At 64.7% G+C, this 17,868-nt stretch carries 15 protein-coding genes; 8 read left to right on the forward strand and 7 right to left on the reverse strand.

Going from position 1 to position 17,868, the window contains the following annotated elements; genetic code table 11:
- Positions 1–145: 145 nt before the first annotated feature.
- The 5 genes from mctP to H3V53_RS32255 all read right to left on the reverse strand — a co-directional run bounded on the left by mctP (position 146) and on the right by H3V53_RS32255 (position 4,355).
- Entirely contained in the window at positions 146–1,696 is a 1,551-nt protein-coding gene (gene mctP, locus H3V53_RS32235) for a monocarboxylate uptake permease MctP (RefSeq protein WP_054919754.1), read from the reverse strand.
- Complete coding sequence (locus H3V53_RS32240; protein WP_336601294.1) at positions 1,693–1,920, reverse strand: DUF3311 domain-containing protein; 228 nt, start codon at positions 1,918–1,920, stop codon at positions 1,693–1,695. Before H3V53_RS32240 ends, mctP begins: the two co-directional genes overlap by 4 nt.
- Before the next feature lie 364 nt (positions 1,921–2,284).
- Positions 2,285–3,211 (reverse strand): class I SAM-dependent methyltransferase, encoded by a 927-nt coding sequence (locus tag H3V53_RS32245; protein WP_336601295.1) that lies wholly within the window; start codon positions 3,209–3,211, stop codon positions 2,285–2,287.
- The gene (locus H3V53_RS32250; RefSeq protein WP_336601296.1) at positions 3,208–3,681 is read right to left on the reverse strand and encodes a DNA-deoxyinosine glycosylase; all 474 of its coding nucleotides are present in this window, start codon (positions 3,679–3,681) and stop codon (positions 3,208–3,210) included. The genes H3V53_RS32245 and H3V53_RS32250 overlap by 4 nt, the downstream gene beginning before the upstream one ends.
- Positions 3,681–4,355 carry a chorismate--pyruvate lyase family protein gene (locus H3V53_RS32255; protein ID WP_336601297.1) on the reverse strand — a complete coding sequence of 225 codons (675 nt, stop codon included), beginning with the start codon at positions 4,353–4,355 and terminating at the stop codon, positions 3,681–3,683. The genes H3V53_RS32250 and H3V53_RS32255 overlap by 1 nt, the downstream gene beginning before the upstream one ends.
- Before the next feature lie 187 nt (positions 4,356–4,542).
- Here H3V53_RS32255 and H3V53_RS32260 point away from each other — a divergent pair, with 187 nt between their 5' ends.
- On the forward strand, positions 4,543–4,809 hold the full coding sequence (locus tag H3V53_RS32260) for a hypothetical protein (protein WP_336601298.1): 267 nt from the start codon (positions 4,543–4,545) through the stop codon (positions 4,807–4,809).
- 73 nt (positions 4,810–4,882) lie between these two features.
- Here H3V53_RS32260 and htpG read toward each other — a convergent pair whose 3' ends face one another.
- Complete coding sequence (gene htpG / locus H3V53_RS32265) at positions 4,883–6,775, reverse strand: molecular chaperone HtpG (RefSeq protein WP_336601299.1); 1,893 nt, start codon at positions 6,773–6,775, stop codon at positions 4,883–4,885.
- Positions 6,776–6,922: 147 nt separating this feature from the next.
- Entirely contained in the window at positions 6,923–8,383 is a 1,461-nt protein-coding gene (locus H3V53_RS32270; protein ID WP_336601300.1) for an aminotransferase-like domain-containing protein, read from the reverse strand.
- Between the two features lie 393 nt (positions 8,384–8,776).
- Between H3V53_RS32270 and H3V53_RS32275 the strand changes: the two genes are divergently transcribed.
- From H3V53_RS32275 to H3V53_RS32305, 7 genes are all read left to right on the forward strand, one after another.
- A complete protein-coding gene (locus tag H3V53_RS32275; protein ID WP_336601301.1) occupies positions 8,777–9,457 on the forward strand; it encodes a VOC family protein in 681 nt (226 codons plus the stop codon).
- Positions 9,458–9,479: 22 nt separating this feature from the next.
- Complete coding sequence (locus H3V53_RS32280) at positions 9,480–10,385, forward strand: DMT family transporter (protein WP_336601302.1); 906 nt, start codon at positions 9,480–9,482, stop codon at positions 10,383–10,385.
- Between the two features lie 67 nt (positions 10,386–10,452).
- Positions 10,453–11,649 (forward strand): aminotransferase-like domain-containing protein, encoded by a 1,197-nt coding sequence (locus H3V53_RS32285; RefSeq protein ID WP_336601303.1) that lies wholly within the window; start codon positions 10,453–10,455, stop codon positions 11,647–11,649.
- Between the two features lie 36 nt (positions 11,650–11,685).
- A complete protein-coding gene (locus tag H3V53_RS32290; RefSeq protein ID WP_054927169.1) occupies positions 11,686–12,150 on the forward strand; it encodes an Atu1372/SO_1960 family protein in 465 nt (154 codons plus the stop codon).
- Positions 12,151–12,388: 238 nt separating this feature from the next.
- Entirely contained in the window at positions 12,389–13,279 is an 891-nt protein-coding gene (locus H3V53_RS32295) for a PhzF family phenazine biosynthesis protein (protein ID WP_336601304.1), read from the forward strand.
- Between the two features lie 587 nt (positions 13,280–13,866).
- Positions 13,867–16,260 carry a bifunctional diguanylate cyclase/phosphodiesterase gene (locus tag H3V53_RS32300; protein ID WP_336601305.1) on the forward strand — a complete coding sequence of 798 codons (2,394 nt, stop codon included), beginning with the start codon at positions 13,867–13,869 and terminating at the stop codon, positions 16,258–16,260.
- Positions 16,261–16,463: 203 nt separating this feature from the next.
- On the forward strand, positions 16,464–17,681 hold the full coding sequence (locus tag H3V53_RS32305) for a chromate transporter (protein ID WP_336601306.1): 1,218 nt from the start codon (positions 16,464–16,466) through the stop codon (positions 17,679–17,681).
- The last annotated feature ends 187 nt before the right edge of the window (positions 17,682–17,868 follow it).

Genomic DNA, 17,868 nt, shown 5'->3' on the forward strand with positions numbered 1-17,868 from the left:
GGCTCGCCAATGCGAGCGAACGGGCACAGGTCAATGTATCACCAGTGCGTCGCGCGTGACGGCCCGCCGTGCGGCGAGAACAAAAAAGCCCGCAGCGTTCGCTGCGGGCTTCGTGCGATGCGACCTGAGACGCCGCGCGGCGCGATCAGGCTTCGTGCACGTCCAGATAATCTTCCGGACGCGTGCGGTCTTCGGCGTGCTTCATGCCCGCCGCGCGCACCGCGAGGCTGACGAGGACCGACACGACGAGGTTGACGATCAGCGACCACACCGCGGCATACCCCGGAATCGCCAGGCCGCCGATGTGGATCGTGTAGATCGAACTCGCGAGCTTCAGCGAGACCGCCATCCATGTGCCGACACCGATGCCCACGGCCCAGCCGATCAGCAGGCCGCGATAGTCGAGCACGCGCGTGTACAGGCCGAGCACGATGGCGGGCAGCGTCTGGATGATCCAGATGCCGCCGAGCAATTGCAGCTGGATCGCGTACGTCAGCGGCAGGCCGAGAATGAACGCGACGGCGCCGACCTTGACGATCAGCGACACCAGCTTCGCGATGTTCGTCTCCTGCTCGTGCGTCATGTTGCGATTGACGAACTCCTTGTGGATGTTGCGCGTGTACAGGTTCGCGGCTGCAATCGACATGATCGCGGCCGGCACCAGCGCGCCGATGCCGATCGCCGCGAATGCGACGCCGACGAACCACGACGGGAAGAAGTGCAGGAACAGCGCAGGCACCGCGAAATTCGGACCAAACGCCTTGAAATACGGCGCGAATTCCGGCATGTCCTTCACGCCCGCGGCGAGCGCCATGAACCCGAGCAGCGCGAGCAGACCGAGCACCAGCGAGTACGCGGGCAGCATCGCCATGTTGCGGCGAATGGTGTTGCCCGAGGACGACGACAGAATTGCAGTCACCGAGTGCGGATAAAGGAACAGCGCGAGCGCCGATCCCACCGCGAGCGTCGCGTACGCGCTATAGCCGTTCAGGCTCGCGACATCCGGCGCCTTCAGCAGCAGCTTGGCGGGCGGCACCGCGCTGAAGATATGGCCGAAGCCGCCCAGTTGCGGCGGAATCACGATGATGGCGGCAGCGATCGTGATGTAGATCAGCACGTCCTTCACGACGGCGATCATCGCCGGCGCGCGCAGGCCCGACGTGTACGTGTACGCGGCGAGAATCGCAAACGCGATGATCAGCGGCAGATCGCCGACGAAGCCCTTCGTGTCGAAGCCGAGCGCGCCGATCACCACTTCGATGCCGACCAGCTGCAGCGCGATGTACGGCATCGTCGCGACGATGCCCGTCACGGCGATCGCCAGCGCGAGCATGCGGCTGCCGTAGCGCGCGCTGACAAAGTCGGCGGACGTCACGTAGCCCTGGCGCTTCGCGATGCTCCACAGCTTCGGGAACACGACGAACGCGAACGGATAGATCAGAATCGTATAAGGCAGCGCGAAAAAGCCCGTTGCGCCTGCGCCGAATACGAGCGCGGGAACGGCCACGAACGTGTACGCGGTGTACAGGTCGCCGCCCAGCAGGAACCACGTGACGACCGTGCCGAAGCGGCGCCCGCCAAGGCCCCACTCTTCGAGATGCGCGAGATCGCCTTTGCGCCAGTGCGCCGCGATGAAGCCGAGAATCGTGACGCCGATGAAGAACAGCACGAAGACGAAGGTTGCGATTGCATTCATCGTGCACCTCCGTTCGAGCGGGTCTTCGTCTTGAAGTAGACAAGCGCCGTGATCACGGCGCTGATCAGCACCCACAGGAGCTGATACCAGTAGAAGAACGGGAAATCGAACAGCTGCGGTTCGACCTTGTTGTACGACGGCACCCAGATCATCGCGATCCAGGGTAACAGCAAAAGCCACAGCCAGTGCTTGCTGGCCTTGTTGGCGTCGGCGTCGTGAGCCATGACGTCTCCTCTTACCTTTTATAGAATTGTGTTCCCGCGTCTGGCGGGCAGATGGACCGAACTGCGGATGGCAGCTCAGGCGCCCCGAAAGCATCGAAAGAGTATCGGAGGGGCGAACGACCGGTCAAGCAGGGCTGACCCTAAACGCCACGGTGTTGTCAATAGGCTAAAGGTCGCACACTGTGGGAGCCGACACCAAACCAGAGGCGATCACTGCTTCGTCGCGACGCGCGGCGCTCGCGTGGCGATGCGCGACGAGTGAGACGGCCAGGGATGAGCGCCGTGCACGGCCGGGCACGGCGGTTGCGCATGCGCCGGCATTGCACCAGCGCAGGGCTTGCGAGGACGGCGCGAACGAAGCGCGTCAGATCGACAGCATGTCGCTCTGGCCCGTCGACGCCTGCAGGCCTTTGACCCACTTGCGTGCGGGCAACCCGAGCTTCGCCTCGATCAGCTTCGCCCGCTCGAGCAGCTGGTTGAACGGCACATCGATCGCTGGACCGGAAAACGCAATCGCGATGCGATTGCCGTCGTGCACTTCGGGCAACGCGATCACGCGGCCGTCGAAGGCTTCGTTCAGGCGCTTCATGTTGCGCACGAAGCTCGGATGATCGCCGAACAGGTTGATGGTCGCGATGCCCGCCTGCGTCAGGCATGCGCGCGCGGCACGATAGAACGCGACACTGTCGAGCACGGGGCCGCGCGCCGTCGCGTCGTACAGATCGATCTGCAATGCGCCGATCGTGCCGTGATTCGCGCGGTCGTTGACGAATTCCCACGCGTCGGTTTCGCGCACGGTCAGACGCGCGTCGTCGGCAGGCAGGCCGAACATGGTGCGCGCGGCGATCACGACGGCCGGATTCAGCTCGACAGCCTCGACGTGCGCACGCTGGAGAAACCGGTGCGCGAATTTGGTCAGCGAACCGGTGCCGAGACCAAGTTGCACGATGCGCTTCGGCGTTTCGAGAAACAGCAGCCACGACATCATCTGCTGTGCGTATTCGAGTTCGATGTGATCGGGCTTCGACAGGCGCATCGCGCCTTGCACCCATTCCGTGCCGAAATGCAGATAGCGCACGCCGCCCTCTTCCGAGAACGTGACGGGCGCAAAGCGCGGCTTGCGCGGCGCCTCGATCATCGAGGCTTTGGCGACTTCCGAAAAGTCATCTGCGTCGTGCTGGTCGCGTGAGGCACGCGTCTTCGCGCGCGAGATTTTTTGCCTGGACGCTGCGGATGGGTTGCTGCGGAAAGCACGCGCTTCGGCCGAGGCGCGCTTGATCAGTTTCGTCATGTGAGGATGTCGCGCCACAGGCGCAATTTTTGGTCGAACGAGAGCATAGCATTGGCAGGACTGGACGAAGGCAGCACCAGCGTCTCGTAGCCCGCCGCCGCAATCACCTTGTCGAACTTTCCCGCCGTCTTGCCGTTGAAGCAGACCTTCGCGAGCTTCGGCGCGTACTCGCGCAGCGACGCAAAGTCGTTCGGCGTCGCATTGCGGATCGCGACATCGAGACTGCCCTCGCGCGTGCACGCGGCCAGCACGTCCCACACGCCGATGCCATGCTTCAGCACGCGTTCGAGCCGCGACGGGTAATCGAGTTCGGGCAGCGGCTCGCCGATCACCGCGCCGAGCAGACGCCAGAACTGGTTGCGCGGATGCGCGTAGTACTGCGTCGCCGCCAGCGACGCTTCGCCGGGAAAGCTGCCGAGTATCAGCGTGTGCGTGCTCTCGGCGACGACGGGTGGAAAGCCGCGCAGCATCAGCGTGCGTCTCCGGGTCTGGCCGCGCGCTTCGCGTTGGCGTCCGCGCGCGAAGCGGTGTGATCGAGCGCCTGGCCGTGATCGCGCGGCACATGCGCAGACCCATGCTCGCGATCATGCGTGGCGAGACACGCCCACAGCGCAGGCAGCATGCATTCCGTGACCATCAGCGGTGCGCCGTCACGCTCGAACACCGAGCGGCGCGCGAACAACGCGCGAGGCTGCGCGCCGTTCATCTCGCGCGCAGCCATGCGATACAGCGGATGCCGCGCCGTCACGCGCCGGCTCACCAATGACGAACGCGACACGCTGCTGTCGCTGTACAGCAGCTCGGCGAGCGGCCGCGTGCGCAGACGCCGCATGGCTTGCCAGACGCCCGCGCTCGCCGCGAGCGGCACGATGCTGTGGGCGGCGACGAACGGCGTGCCGTCGACGGACAATGCGACCTCGCGCACCCATACAGGCGTGCGCGGCGCGATGCCGAGCGCGGCGTATTCATCGTCCAAGGGCAAGCTGACGGCTTCACGCGCCACGCGCACCGTCACGGCGCCGAGCGTGCGCAGATGCGCCGTCAGCGAACCGCCGCGCGTGAGCCAGTCTTTCTGGTCGGGCGAGAAACCCGGAAGGGGCGCGACGCGCCAATGCGCGTCGGCAGCATCGAAACGGATAGGCATGGGCCGCATTATAGGGTGCGCACCCTGGCGGGCGCTTTCGGCCCGACCTTTCCTGCTGCACGTTCAGACCGATCGGGCACGTAGTCCAGATCGCGCTGATGACATCGCCGCGCGTCGACGTCGAAGATAGTCGGCGAGACGCACGCGTCCGTCCGCCTCATTCCCCAACACTCGACACGGAGTTCGTATGACCGCTCACGACAAAGCCACCTCGGATCGCATCGCGCATCTCGCCGCGCTGGTGCTGAAGCAATCGACAGCATCGAAGATCGAAAAGGAACTCGCCGGCTCCGCGCTCGCACAGCATCACACGTCGAAACACACGAGCGCCACGATCGGCAAGGTGGCCGCGCACGTCCTCGCCGACGCGCACGCCTGTCACGAAGCGAAGGAACTGGCGGGCTCGGTGCTGGCTCAGGTGCGCGGCCACCAAGCCGCCGCGACGCAACGCTAGCGGGCTGCGCACCAGACCATAGAAACGAAAAAAGCGCTGCGGGAGCAGCGCTTTTTCATCGTCGCGACGCCGATCAGCGTGCGAGCAACAGCGTGTTGGTGCGCTTCACGAAGCTCGCCGGATCTTCGAGCGAGCCGCCTTCTGCGAGCAGCGCCTGATCGAACAGCAGATGGCACCAGTCGTCGAAATTGGCGTTTTCCGTGCGCAGGTTCTTCACCAGCGCGTGTTCCGGATTCACTTCGAGAATCGGATGGAAGGTCGGCGCCTTCTGACCGGCAGCCTTCAGCATGCGCTGCAGGTAGCCGCTCATGTCGCCTTCATCGGCGACGAGGCACGACGGCGAATCCGTCAGGCGGAACGTCAGACGCACGTCCTTCGCCTTGTCCTTCAGCGCCTCTTTCATGCGCTCGACGAGCGGCTTGAGCTCTTCGCTGACCTTCTCCTGTGCCTCTTTCTCTTCGTCGTTCAGTTGACCCAGATCGAGATCGCCGCGCGCGACGCTTTGCAGCGGCTTGCCGTCGAACTCGTTGAGGAACGACAGCATCCATTCGTCGACGCGATCCGTCAGCAGCAGCACTTCGACGCCCTTCTTGCGGAACACTTCGAGGTGCGGACTGCTCTTCGCGGCCTGGTATGTATCTGCCGTGACGTAGTAGATCTTCGATTGCTCGGGCTTCATGCGCGCGACGTAATCCGCCAGCGACACGTTCTGCTCCGACGAGTCGTTATGCGTCGACGCGAAACGCGCAAGCTTCGCAATGCGCTCCTTGTTCCCGAAGTCTTCGCCGATGCCTTCCTTCAGCACCTGGCCGAACTCCTTCCAGACCGTCGCGTACTTTTCCTTCTCAGCGGCTTCTTCCGAATTCGCCAGTTCTTCGAGCATCGACAGCGCGCGCTTGGTCACGCCTTCGCGGATCGCCTTCACGTCGCGGCTTTCCTGGAGCAGTTCGCGCGAAACATTCAGCGGCAGATCGGCGGAATCGACCACGCCCTTCACAAAACGCAGATAGGCGGGCAGCAACTGCTCGGCGTCGTCCATGATGAACACGCGCTTCACGTACAACTTGAGGCCGCCGCGATGATCGCGATTCCACATGTCGAACGGCGCGTGCGACGGCACGTACAACAACTGCGTGTATTCGCTGCGGCCCTCGACGCGGTTATGCGTCCACGTCAGCGGGTCCTGGTGATCGTGCGACAGATGCTGGTAGAACTGCTTGTACTGTTCTTCCGTGATGTCGCTCTTTGCGCGCGTCCACAGCGCGCTGGCCTGGTTGACGGTCTCGTCTTCGTCTTTCGCGACCATCTCGCTCTTTTCGGCGTCCCATTCTTCCTTTTGCATCAGGATGGGCAGCGCGACGTGATCCGAGTACTTCTGGATGATCGACTTGAGCTTGTATGTGGACAGCAGTTCGTCTTCGTCGGCGCGCAGATGCAGCGTGATCGTCGTGCCGCGTTGCGCGCGCTCGATCGTTTCCACCGCGAAATCGCCTTCGCCCGCGCTGACCCAGCGCACGCCTTCCGATGCCGGCAAACCGGCGCGGCGCGTTTCCACCGTGATCTTGTCAGCGACGATGAAGCCCGAGTAGAAACCGACGCCGAACTGGCCGATCAGCGCCGCGTCCTTCTGCTGGTCGCCCGACAGCTTGCCGAAGAATTCCTTCGTGCCCGAGCGCGCGATCGTGCCGAGGTTCGCGATCGCCTCGTCGCGGCTCATGCCGATGCCGTTGTCGTCGATGCTGATGGTGCGCGCGGCCTTGTCATACGACACGCGAATGCGCAGGTTCGGGTCGTTCTCGTACAGCGCGTTGTTTTCGATCGCCTCGAAGCGCAGCTTGTCCGCCGCGTCCGACGCGTTCGAAATCAGCTCGCGCAGGAAGATTTCCTTGTTGCTGTACAACGAATGAATCATCAGGTGCAGAAGCTGTTTGACTTCCGCCTGAAAGCTCATGGTTTCTTGTGCCATGGTCGATGTCCCTCTTTCTGTTGCAGGTTGATCCGGTGATTTGTTGACGCGAAGCAGATGTTGTCCGCACGGGCTGCCGCGCCTGTGTCGGACATTGCCGCGTTAAATGGGGCCGCGCGCGACGGATTCAAGAGGCGCGCGACAATCTCACGATGCCCGCCGCGCGACGCTATCCAGATAGCGGCACAGGAACGCGGGCAGCGCGGGATCGCCGCAATTGGCGACGTTAAAGCGCATCCACGTGGTCGGCGACTGCTGCGGCGAGAACAGACTGCCCGGTGTCAGCAAGAAGCCTTCCTCGTGGCCGGCGGCCGCGAGCGCATCGGCATCGACGCCTGTATCCGCCCACACGAACATGCCCGCCGCCGGCGTCTGGAACATGCGCAGGCCCGTCTTTTCGAGCATCCGCACGGACTTGTCGCGCACGGTATCGAGCCGCGCGCGCAGCCGCTCGACGTGCCGCCGGTAATGCCCTTCCGTGAGGATCTTGTACAGCACACGCTCGTTCAGCTCCGGCGTGGTCATGCCGACCAGCATTTTCTGGTCCGTCAGCGCCTTCGCCACGTCCAGCGACGACGCCACGAACCCGACCCGCAGATTCGCCGCGAGCGTCTTCGAAAAGCTGCCCAGGTAGATCACGCGCTTCAACTGGTCGAGGCTCGCGAGACGCGTAGCGGGAAAGCCCGGCGGGCACAGATCGCCGTAGATATCGTCCTCGACGACGATGAAGTCGTACTCTTCCGCCAGCCGCAGGATGCGAAACGCCTGCGCCGCCGTCAGCGAAGTGCCCGTGGGGTTCTGCAGCACCGAGTTGATCACGAGCATCTTGGGGCGCCATGTCTGCACGAGCGTTTCCAGCGCGTCGAGATCGGGGCCGTCGGGCGTGTACGGCATGCCGACCAGCCGCGCACCCTGCGACGCGAAGCGGCCGAACATCTGGAACCATGCCGGATCGCCGACGATCACGGTATCGCCCGGCTGCACATAGAGCCGGGAGATCAGGTCGATGGCCTGCGTGATGCCCGACACGAGCACGATCTGCTCCGGCGACGCGCCGATTTCCAGCTCTTCCAGCCGCGTCTGCAACTGCTGGCGCAGCGGCAAAAAGCCTTGCGGCGTGCCGAAGCCGAGCATCTGCGCGCCGCTTTGCCGCCCGAGCGTGCGCAGCGCGCCCGTGATCAGTTCGCCGTCGAGCCAGCGCGCGGGCAAATAGCCGAGGCCCGGCCCGCGCTCGGGGCGCGTCGACGTGTGCAGCATGTTGCGCAGCAGCCAGACGACGTCGATGGTGCTGGGCGCGGGCGCGGCATCCTGCGTCGCCGCGCGGCGTTCGACGGCCAGCGGTCCGACGGCCAGCCGCTCGCGTACATAAAAGCCCGAGCCGCGCCGGGAATCGAGATAACCCTGCGCGACGAGCCGTTCGTACGCCTCGACCACCGTGAAGCGCGACACGCCTTTATCCAGCGCGAGCTTGCGGATCGAGGGCATGCGCATGCCGGGGCGGAACACGCGCTCCTCGATGCGGCGGCGCGCCCACTGGACGAGCTGATCGACGAGCGTGAGCGCCGAGGCGTCGTGCGGGGCGGGAATCAGATCGAGCGGAACGGACATGGCGTACTCCGGCAGCGTGCGGCAAAAGCGACGTCGAAAACGGCGTGACTTCAAGCGAAACGAGACGGTTCGGCCTGACAGCTCGGCAAACGGCCAACTGTACCGAACGGTATCGAGGCGATTGTACCGTTACTGTGCCGGTCACTGTCGGTACATTTGGTTCCACGCTGTTCTCGCTGCCGCTGTTTCCAATCCGCTTCAATCCGTTTCCGCTCCATTTGCCCGCCGCGTCAGCGACGGTGCAAAAGCCCGCTGATACCGGCCCTGCCGCACCACGCATGGGGCGGCCGCAAGCCCAACGGTTATTCTTACGGATTAACCCTGGTCGTCCGGCATGGCAGGCACTTTGCCTGCGGCAACGGCATCCAGCAGAACGACCGTCCTCTTGCAGCCATGACCGCATATACGTTACGACTCGACCATCTCGTTGTTTCCGCCCGCACGCTCGACGAAGGCACGCAATACGTCGCCGATACGCTCGGCGCGGCGCCCGCGGGCGGCGGCGCGCATCCGTCGATGCGCACGCACAACCGGCTGCTCAACCTGTGGGGCGGCGCGTATCTGGAAGTGATCGCCATCGATCCCGACGCCGACGAGCCCGCCAACGCCCGCGCGCGCCTTTTCGCGCTCGATGATCCCGCCACGCGCGCCCGTCTCGAAAGCGGCCCGTATCTGTCGCATTGGGTGGCGCGTGTCGAGCGCCCGAAGAATCTGGCGCTGTGGCAGCAGCAGTATCCGCAGCGCATATCGACCGTCGTGCCGATGACGCGCGGCGATTTCACGTGGAGCCTGACGGTCGCCGACGATGGCGCGTTTCCCGCGTGGCAAGGCGCGGGCGACGGCGTTGTGCCGTCGCTGATCCAGTGGGACTCGCCGCGCACGCCGTCGGCCGTGCTGCCGGAAACGGGGCTCGCGCTGAAAGCGCTGAAGGGCTGGCACCCGCAGGCGGACACCGTGGCGCAGCAGCTGCAATGGCTCGGCGCGGCGCAGCTGATCGCGCTGGAACACACGGACGGCGCGCCCGCCCTTGCCGCCGATATCGAAACCCCGGGCGGGCTGCGCACGCTCAAGTAAACCTGACGGAGACAAACAAGCAATGAAGCGCGAAACCCAGGGCATGTGGCTCGGCCTGATCGGCGTGATGATCTTCAGCCTGACGCTGCCGATGACCCGCATCGTCGTCGCCGAATTCAGCCCGCTGCTGAACGGCCTTGGGCGCGCGCTCGCCGCCGCCGTTCCCGCTGCCGTGCTGCTCGCCGTGCGCCGCGAGAAGCTGCCGACGTGGTCGCAGCTGAAAAGCCTCGCTGTCGTGTCGCTCGGCGTGATCGTCGCGTTTCCGGTGTTTTCGGCCTGGGCGATGAAGAGCGTGCCCGCGTCGCACGGCGCCGTCGTCAACGGGCTGCAGCCGCTGTGCGTCGCGATCTACGCGGCGTGGCTGTCGCACGAACGGCCGTCGAAGGCGTTCTGGGCGAGCGCCATCGGCGGCAGCGCGATCGTCGTCGCGTTCGCCTTGCAGGCGGGCGGCGGCGCGTTCCAGGCGGGCGACCTGCTGATGCTCGTGGCCGTGGGCATCGGCGCGCTTGGCTACGCGGAAGGCGCGCGGCTCGCGCGGCAGATGGGCGGCTGGCAGGTGATCTGCTGGGCCCTCGTGGTGTCCGCCCCGTTCCTGGTCATGCCCGTCGCGTGGCTCGGCTGGGCGCAGCACGTCGCGCATCCCGGCCCCGTCGCGCTCCAGACGTGGCTCGCATTCGGCTACGTCACACTGTTCTCGCAGTTCATCGGCTTTTTCGCGTGGTACGCGGGCCTCGCGATGGGCGGCATCGCGCGCGTCGGCCAGGTGCAACTGCTGCAGATTTTCTTCACGATGGCGTTCTCCGCACTGTTCTTCGGCGAGAACGTCGCGCCCGTCACGTGGCTGTTCGCGGCTGCCGTGATCGCCACCGTGATGCTGGGCCGCAAGGCTGCCGTGCGGACGGCCGTGCGGCCGGTTCGTGCCGCCTGAAGCCGACTTCGCGCGATAATCCTTCTTTTGACCGACCACCTGTACCCGTTACACCGACGAGGAGACCATGAATCAAAGCGACCTCAATGCCCCGACCTGGCAATTGTCCGAACGCGCTCGCAAGCTGACCAGCTCGGCGATCCGCGAAATCCTGAAGGTCACCGAGCGGCCCGAGGTCATTTCGTTCGCGGGCGGCCTGCCGTCGCCCGTCACGTTCCCCGCCGAAGAAATGCGCGCGGCGAGCGACCGCATCCTGCGCGACTCGCCCGCCGCCGCGCTCCAGTACAGCGCGACGGAAGGCTATCTGCCGCTGCGCGAATGGGTTGCGCAACGCTATTCGGTAAACGGCGCGCAGATCCGTGCGTCCCAGGTGCTGATCACGACGGGCTCGCAGCAGGCGCTCGATCTGCTCGGCAAGGTGCTGGTGTGCCCACAGAGCCCAGTGCTGGTCGAAACGCCGACGTATCTCGGCGCGCTGCAGTCGTTCTCGATGTACGAGCCGCACTATATGCAGGTGCCGACCGACGACAACGGCCTGATTCCCGAAGGCCTCACGCCTGAGCTGACCAAGGGCGCGCGCCTGCTGTACGCGCAGCCGAACTTCCAGAATCCGACGGGACGCCGCCTGCCTGTCGAGCGCCGCCGCGCGCTCGCCGAGTTCGCGAAGTCGGCGCCCTTCCCCGTCATCGAAGACGATCCGTACGGCGCGCTCGACTACAAGGGTGAGCCGCTGCCAACCATGCTTTCGATGGCGCCCGATCACATCGTGCATCTCGGTTCGTTTTCGAAGGTGCTGGCGCCGGGTCTGCGCATCGGCTACATCATTGCGCCCGAAGAGCTGCACTTCAAACTCGTGCAGGCCAAGCAGGCAACGGACCTCCACACGCCCAGCTTCACGCAGCGCATCGTGCATGAAGTCGTGAAAGACGGCTTCCTCGATACGCACGTGCCGACAATCCGCGCGCTCTATCGCGACCAGTGCGAAGCGATGCTCAACTCGCTTGAACGCTACATGCCTGAAGGCGTGACGTGGAATCGTCCGGAAGGCGGCATGTTCATCTGGGTGTCGCTGCCTGAGCACATCGATTCGATGAAGCTGCTCGAAGCGGCCGTCGCGCAAAACGTCGCGTTCGTGCCGGGCGGCCCGTTCTTCGCGAACCAGGCGCAGCACAACACGCTGCGTCTTTCCTTCGTGACCGTGCCGCCGGCGAAGATCGACGAAGGCGTCGGGCGTCTCGCGGAACTGATCCGCGCGCGCGTCTGAACCTCAACACATTCCATTCATCGACGAGGACATGTCATGGCTCAAGCCAATGTGTATGACAAGCTGAAGGAACTGGGCATCGAGCTGCCCGTCGCGGGCGCGCCCGCCGCCGCTTACGTGATGAGCGCGCAAAGCGGCAACACGGTCTATCTGTCGGGCCACATCGCGAAGAAGGACGGCAAGGTCTGGGCGGGCAAGCTCGGCGACAACGTCACCACGGAAGAAGGCAAGGCAGCTGCGCGCTCCGTCGCGATCGACTTGCTCGCCACGTTGCACGCGCATGTCGGCGACCTGAACCGCGTGACGCGCATCGTCAAGGTGATGAGCCTCGTGAACTCGACGCTTACGTTCACCGAGCAGCATCTCGTGACGAACGGCGCATCGGAGCTGATCGCCGATGTGTTCGGCGAGCGCGGCAAGCATGCGCGTTCGGCGTTCGGCGTCGCGCAGATTCCGCTTGGCGCATGCGTCGAGATCGAGCTGATCGCCGAAGTGCAGTAAGCGGCCATTCGCGCACGCTGTGAGGCGGTGGTTGCACGCGCACGCGCGTAAGCCGACCCTGTCCACACGGCGTGCAACGATGCCGATACGCCGTCGATGATGTGAAAGCGCCATCGGCGGCTTTTTTGTGCACGCGCCGTTTCGAAAGCCCGGCGCTCGCATCGACGGTCCAGGTTCGCAACACAAGACCCGACACGTCGCGGCGCAGACCCAGCAAAAAACGAAAGAGGAACCGACGATGCAACAGCACACCGTGCGCTTCAAACAGGTCGACGTCTTCACATCGGTGCCGTTCAAGGGCAATCCCCTCGCTGTCGTTTTCGACGCGGACGGGCTCGACAGCGAACAGATGCAGGCGATCGCGCGCTGGACCAATCTGTCGGAAACGACCTTCCTGCTAAAGCCGACCGACCCGTCGGCCGATTATCGCGTGCGCATCTTCACGACGCGCGGCGAGCTGCCGTTCGCCGGCCACCCCACTCTCGGCAGCGCGCACGCGTGGCGCGAAGCGGGCAATCAGCCGAAGCAGTCCGGCCGGCTCGTGCAGCAATGCGCAGCGGGCCTCATCGAGCTGACGGAAGCAGACAGCGCGCGCGATGTGTGGGCATTCGCCGCGCCGCCTGCGCGCGTCACGCCGCTCGCCGACGATCAATACGGCGCGCTGGCAGAAGCGCTGCGCAGCGATGCCGTCGATTACACCGCGCAGCCTTGCGGCGTCGACAATGGTCCGCAATGGCTCGTCGTGCGAATGAAGTCGGCGCAGGCGTGCCTCGCGCTCGACCCGGATGCGGCCGCGCTCGGGCGAGTCGCGAGGACGGTCGGCGCGCATGGCATCGCGGCGTATGGTCCGCACGACGCGCACGGGCCCGCGACGTTCGAACTGCGCTGCCTGATGATGGGCGGCGGCCTCGGCATGGGGGAAGACCCTGTGACGGGCAGCGCGAACGCGGCACTTGCGGGTCTGCTTACGGCGCAGAACACGCGGCCCGGCATGCAGTACACGGTACGCCAGGGCACCGCGCTGGGACGCGCCGGCGACGTGTACGTCCGTTATGACGATGCAGCGGGCAAGACCTGGATTGGCGGCGCATCGGTGACGATCGTCGACGGCACGTTCCGTCTGCCGTGACGTATTGCGACGAAGGTCGATCGTGACCGTCGTGGCACATGTTGTTGGCGCATGACGGTCAGGACATCCCCGACGCTCGCCCGACGCATCACCATCAAAATTGACACTCGCGCGTCACCTGAATGTTCTAAAAATGCGCGCGACGCGCTACATCCATCGCCCGGATCTCACGCGCCAGCGGCTATCCATGCAGGTTGCATGAATAGCCGCGTCGCGAACATGGCTGCTGGCATTCCATTCGGACGACAAGCGCGACCTCCACGCCCTATCGACGGGGTGCTCCAGACGCCCAGTGCGCGTGTCCGTGCGAACAGTTCGTCCGTTTGGCCGGACAGTTGTCCGCATGCCCGCCGGGGACAGCGTATACCCGAAGCGCGAGCCCTTCCTTAATTTTTGCCCATTCAGTAATATCAAATCGTAACCGATGACCAACGGGTGGCTCGGCTCGCCACCCCGCCCCGCCTTCGACAAGCCGTTGCGACCTATCAATTCGTCAAGACAGCCGGTTGCTTTAACATTCGTGCAGCTAATCGAAACCCTCAACCGCAACGCAAGCACAGCCAAGGCCCAGGGTCCCGGTCCAACCGATGAATCAGTTCCGCCTTCCTTCCGCGCGCGACGTCAGGCACCGCCTCGATCCGGCGGGCACGCGCCGCCGCGCGTTGCTGGCGATTCCCGCGCTCGGCGTGCTGGTGCTCGTGCTGCTGTGGACGGTAATCTTCGCGCGGCTGTCAGTTGAGAAGGAAACGACTTATCGCGAGGCGATGGCCTCGGCGGCGATCCTGTCGGCGGCGCTCGAGCAGCACACCGTCAAGGCAATCCACCAGGTCGATCAGATCACGCGCTTTGTCAAATACGAGTTCGAAAAATCGCCGGGACGTTTCGATCTCGCGAGCACGGTCGAAAAAGGCGTCGTGCAGAGCGAAACGCTCGTGCAGGTTTCGCTGATCGACGAGCACGGCAAGCTCATCGCGAACACGGTCGAAGCCAATCCGAAACCGATCGACCTGTCCGACCGCGAACACTTCAAGGTCCACGAGCACGAGAACGACGACCAGCTCTACATCAGCAAGCCCGTACTCGGCCGCGTGTCGGGTCACTGGACCTTGCAGATGACGCGCCGCCTGAATCATCCCGACGGTTCGTTCGCGGGCGTCGTGGTCGTATCGGAAGACCCGAGCTACTTCACCAGCGACTTCTACAACAACGCGGCCATCGGACACGACGGCGTGATCGCCGTCATCTCCGACAGCGGCGCCGTGCTCGCGCGGCGCACGGGCAACTCCGAGCATTCGCAAGGCGTATTCACGGCAACGGGCGTGTATCCCACGTCAGAACACGTGTCGGGCACTTACGTCGATTCGATCGACAACGTCACGCGCATCGTCTCGTACCGGCACATCGACGGCTATCCGCTCGGCGTGCTGGTGGGTCTGTCGCAAGCCGAAGAGTTCGCCGACTACAACCACACGCGCAACGTCTATCTGCTGATGGCGAGCTTCATCTCGCTCGCGATGCTCGGCTTCTTCGCCGTCGCCACCGGGCTGATCGGCAAGCTGCTCGGACGCGAGCGCGAGATGACGCATCTCGTCGAATTCGATCTGCTGACAGGCCTGCGCAACCGCTACTCGACGCTGCAGAGCCTGCGCCACGACGTCGCGCAGCCGGCCAATCTCGGGCACCTCGCGATCCTCTTCATCGACCTCGACAACTTCAAGACGGTCAACGACACGCTCGGCCACAACGCCGGCGACATCGTGCTGCAGATGACAGCCGCGCGGCTCGCCGACGCCGTCGCCGATGCGGGCACGCTGTCGCGCATCGGCGGCGACGAGTTCGTCGTCGTGATCAAGGGCGACGATGTCGAGAAGCGCGCGGTCACGCTCGCGGACGCCATCTCCGACGTGTTCTCGAAGCCGTTCGAAGTGCGCGGCAGCTCGTTCGTGCTGCATGCGAGCATCGGCATTGCGCTGTACTCGGTTGCGAACGAAAGCGAAATCGACCTGTTGAAGAAGGCCGACCTTGCGATGTACAGCGCCAAGGATGCAGGCAAGAACTGCTATCAGTTTTACTCGCCGCATCTGTCGCACCGCGCGGACCGTCTGATGAAGTGGGAGCAGCAGTTGCGCGTCGCGCTGGCCGACCAGCAGCTGTTCCTCGCCTACCAGCCGAAGATCGATCTCGCGCGCCGCTGCATCACAGGCTTCGAGGCGCTCGTGCGCTGGAATCATCCGCAACACGGGCTGATTCCCGCCAACGAGTTCATTCCCGTCGCCGAATCGACGGGACTGATCGTGCCCATCGGGGACTTCGTGATCCGCACCGCCTGCCGTCAACTCGCGCAATGGCAGCAGCACGGTTACGACACGCTGTCACTCGCGGTGAACATTTCGGCCGTACAGTTCTGGCGCGGCGACCTGTACGAGACGATCTCGCACGCCATCGAGGAAACGGGCATCGCCGCGCGCCGCCTCGAACTGGAAATCACCGAGACGGCGATGATGGAATATCCCGAACTCGTCTCCGAAAAGATCTTTGCGTTGAAGCGCCTCGGCGTGCGCATCGCACTCGACGACTTCGGCACCGGCTATTCGTCGCTGTCGTATCTGAACCGCTTCTCGGTCGATACGCTGAAAGTCGACCGCTCATTCGTGCAGGCCATTCCCGGCGACCGCAGCGTCTGCGTGATGGTCACGGCCATCGTCAACCTCGCGCGCTCACTCGGGCTCACGGTCGTCGTCGAAGGCACGGAAACGGAAGAACAGATCGCATGGCTCGCGGCGCTCGGACACATCGAGGCGCAGGGCTTCCTGTTTTCGCGGCCCGTGCCCGCCGAGGGCATCGCGACGCTGCTCGAACGCTTCGGCGTTTGCGGCACGCACAGCGCGCATGTCGTGCACAGCACCGACATCGACAGCAGCAGCGACGCTTCACGTTTCAACACCAGCATCAGCACCAGCACAAGCAACGAGTCGGTCTGAACGGAGCACGCCGCATCGACGCGGCTTTCCTCCCTGGCCGTCCGCTGCAACCCATGCAGAACATGAACGGCAGCAACGCCGCCCGAATGCTCGCGTCCGGCGGCGCATGACCCGAAGCGCGCGCGTCCTCGCGGCCAACGGCGGCGCGCGCCGCATAAGAAACCGCCTCCGATAAAGGTGTTCGCATGCAGCCAGTCCGGCATATGACGGCGCTCCGCCCGCCGACCGTAGACGAAGCCACGCGATGCAACGAGCGCGAGCCGCTCTGGACGTTGTTTCGCGTCGTGTTTGGATTGTCCGCGCTGTCGTGGGGCGGGCTCGCGCTAATGGCGCAACTGGAGAACCACTACGTCGAACGCGAGGAGCGCCTGACGCGGCTCGCGTTCTCCGATATCGTCGCGCTTGCGTGGATGGTGCCGGGGCCCGTCGGCTGCAACGTCGCCGTGCAGCTCGGCCACGTGTTGCGCGGGCGCGCGGGCGCATGGGTCGCGGGCCTCGCGAGCGTGCTGCCGTTCTTCATGCTGATGACGGCGTTCGCGCTTTTCTATCAGACGCCGATCGTCCGCGAAGTCGCGTCGCAGACCTTGCTCAATCACTTCAGCGTCGTGCTCGCGACGCTGATCGGCGTGACCTGGTACAAACAGACGCGCGCGCTCGTGCGCGGTCGGCTCGAATGGACGGCGGCCGCGCTCGGCTGCATCGCGCTCGTCGGCGCGCATACGCCCGCGGCATACATCGGCATGCTGGGTGCCGCGTTCATGTCGGGCTGGGTGCGCAGCGACGCGCGCGGCGCGCGCCTCGCGACCACGCTCAGCCCCGGCGACTGGCGTCTGATGATCGGTCTGTGCGTGCTGCTTGTGATCTTCGCGCTGCCGTTGCCGCATCGCTACGAACGCGCGCTGCTGTGGCCGCGCCTCGCGGGCGCGGGGCTGACGCTGTTCGGCGGCGGCTTCTCGGCGCTGCCCGTACTGAAGACGCTGCTCGTGACGCCCGCCATTGGCCTGACCGACAACGAGTTCACGCTCGCCTTTTCGTTGTCGCCGTTGTCGCCCGGACCGTTGCTGAACGTCGTGCCGTTTTTCGGGTACCTGATCCAGGGATGGAAAGGCGCAGTGATGGCGACGCTCGCGCTCTTCGTGCCGTCGGGCTGCCTCGTCGTGCTCGCGCAGCGCCATCTGCGCCAGCTCAAGACGAACCCGCGCTTCGAGCACGGCATGCGCGTGCTGCGCGCGATGACGACGGCGTTTCTCGCCGTCGCCGTGTTGCGCATCGCACGCAATGTGCCGTTCGAACCTGCCTATCTCGTGACAGCGCTGTTTTCGGGCGTGTGCTTCGCGAAGCTCAAGCTGCCCGTGTACGCCGTGTATGGAAGCGTCGCCGTCGCGTGCGGCGTGTGGTTGTACGTCGGGCATGCGGGCTGACGGGCGCGTCTTACCTCGCCGCGCTGCGCCTGATATGTCGCGCGTTTTCTCGTGCGTTTGCGCATCAATGAAAAAGCGCCACATATGCGCTAATGCCGTTCAGTTAAGCACTGAACGGCATTTTTGCTTTTGACGCGGGAGGTGTTGTAAACGAGGCGCCGAGCTGTTAACTTTTCAGCGCGATGCT

The sequence above is a fragment of the Paraburkholderia bengalensis genome, assembly GCF_037126505.1.
In the GTDB taxonomy this organism is placed as follows: Bacteria; Pseudomonadota; Gammaproteobacteria; order Burkholderiales; family Burkholderiaceae; genus Paraburkholderia; species Paraburkholderia bengalensis.

Bases quoted from the DNA above. Each gene is read 5' to 3' on its own strand.
- H3V53_RS32305 (WP_336601306.1), top strand. From the start codon at position 16,464: ATGACGGCGCTCCGCCCGCCGACCGTAGACGAAGCCACGCGATGCAAC.
- H3V53_RS32240 (WP_336601294.1), bottom strand. From the start codon at position 1,920: ATGGCTCACGACGCCGACGCCAACAAGGCCAGCAAGCACTGGCTGTGG.
- H3V53_RS32245 (WP_336601295.1), bottom strand. From the start codon at position 3,211: ATGACGAAACTGATCAAGCGCGCCTCGGCCGAAGCGCGTGCTTTCCGC.
- H3V53_RS32255 (WP_336601297.1), bottom strand. From the start codon at position 4,355: ATGCCTATCCGTTTCGATGCTGCCGACGCGCATTGGCGCGTCGCGCCC.
- H3V53_RS32285 (WP_336601303.1), top strand. From the start codon at position 10,453: ATGAATCAAAGCGACCTCAATGCCCCGACCTGGCAATTGTCCGAACGC.
- H3V53_RS32275 (WP_336601301.1), top strand. From the start codon at position 8,777: ATGACCGCATATACGTTACGACTCGACCATCTCGTTGTTTCCGCCCGC.
- H3V53_RS32270 (WP_336601300.1), bottom strand. From the start codon at position 8,383: ATGTCCGTTCCGCTCGATCTGATTCCCGCCCCGCACGACGCCTCGGCG.
- htpG (WP_336601299.1), bottom strand. From the start codon at position 6,775: ATGGCACAAGAAACCATGAGCTTTCAGGCGGAAGTCAAACAGCTTCTG.
- mctP (WP_054919754.1), bottom strand. From the start codon at position 1,696: ATGAATGCAATCGCAACCTTCGTCTTCGTGCTGTTCTTCATCGGCGTC.
- H3V53_RS32295 (WP_336601304.1), top strand. From the start codon at position 12,389: ATGCAACAGCACACCGTGCGCTTCAAACAGGTCGACGTCTTCACATCG.
- H3V53_RS32300 (WP_336601305.1), top strand. From the start codon at position 13,867: ATGAATCAGTTCCGCCTTCCTTCCGCGCGCGACGTCAGGCACCGCCTC.
- H3V53_RS32260 (WP_336601298.1), top strand. From the start codon at position 4,543: ATGACCGCTCACGACAAAGCCACCTCGGATCGCATCGCGCATCTCGCC.
- H3V53_RS32290 (WP_054927169.1), top strand. From the start codon at position 11,686: ATGGCTCAAGCCAATGTGTATGACAAGCTGAAGGAACTGGGCATCGAG.
- H3V53_RS32280 (WP_336601302.1), top strand. From the start codon at position 9,480: ATGAAGCGCGAAACCCAGGGCATGTGGCTCGGCCTGATCGGCGTGATG.
- H3V53_RS32250 (WP_336601296.1), bottom strand. From the start codon at position 3,681: ATGCTGCGCGGCTTTCCACCCGTCGTCGCCGAGAGCACGCACACGCTG.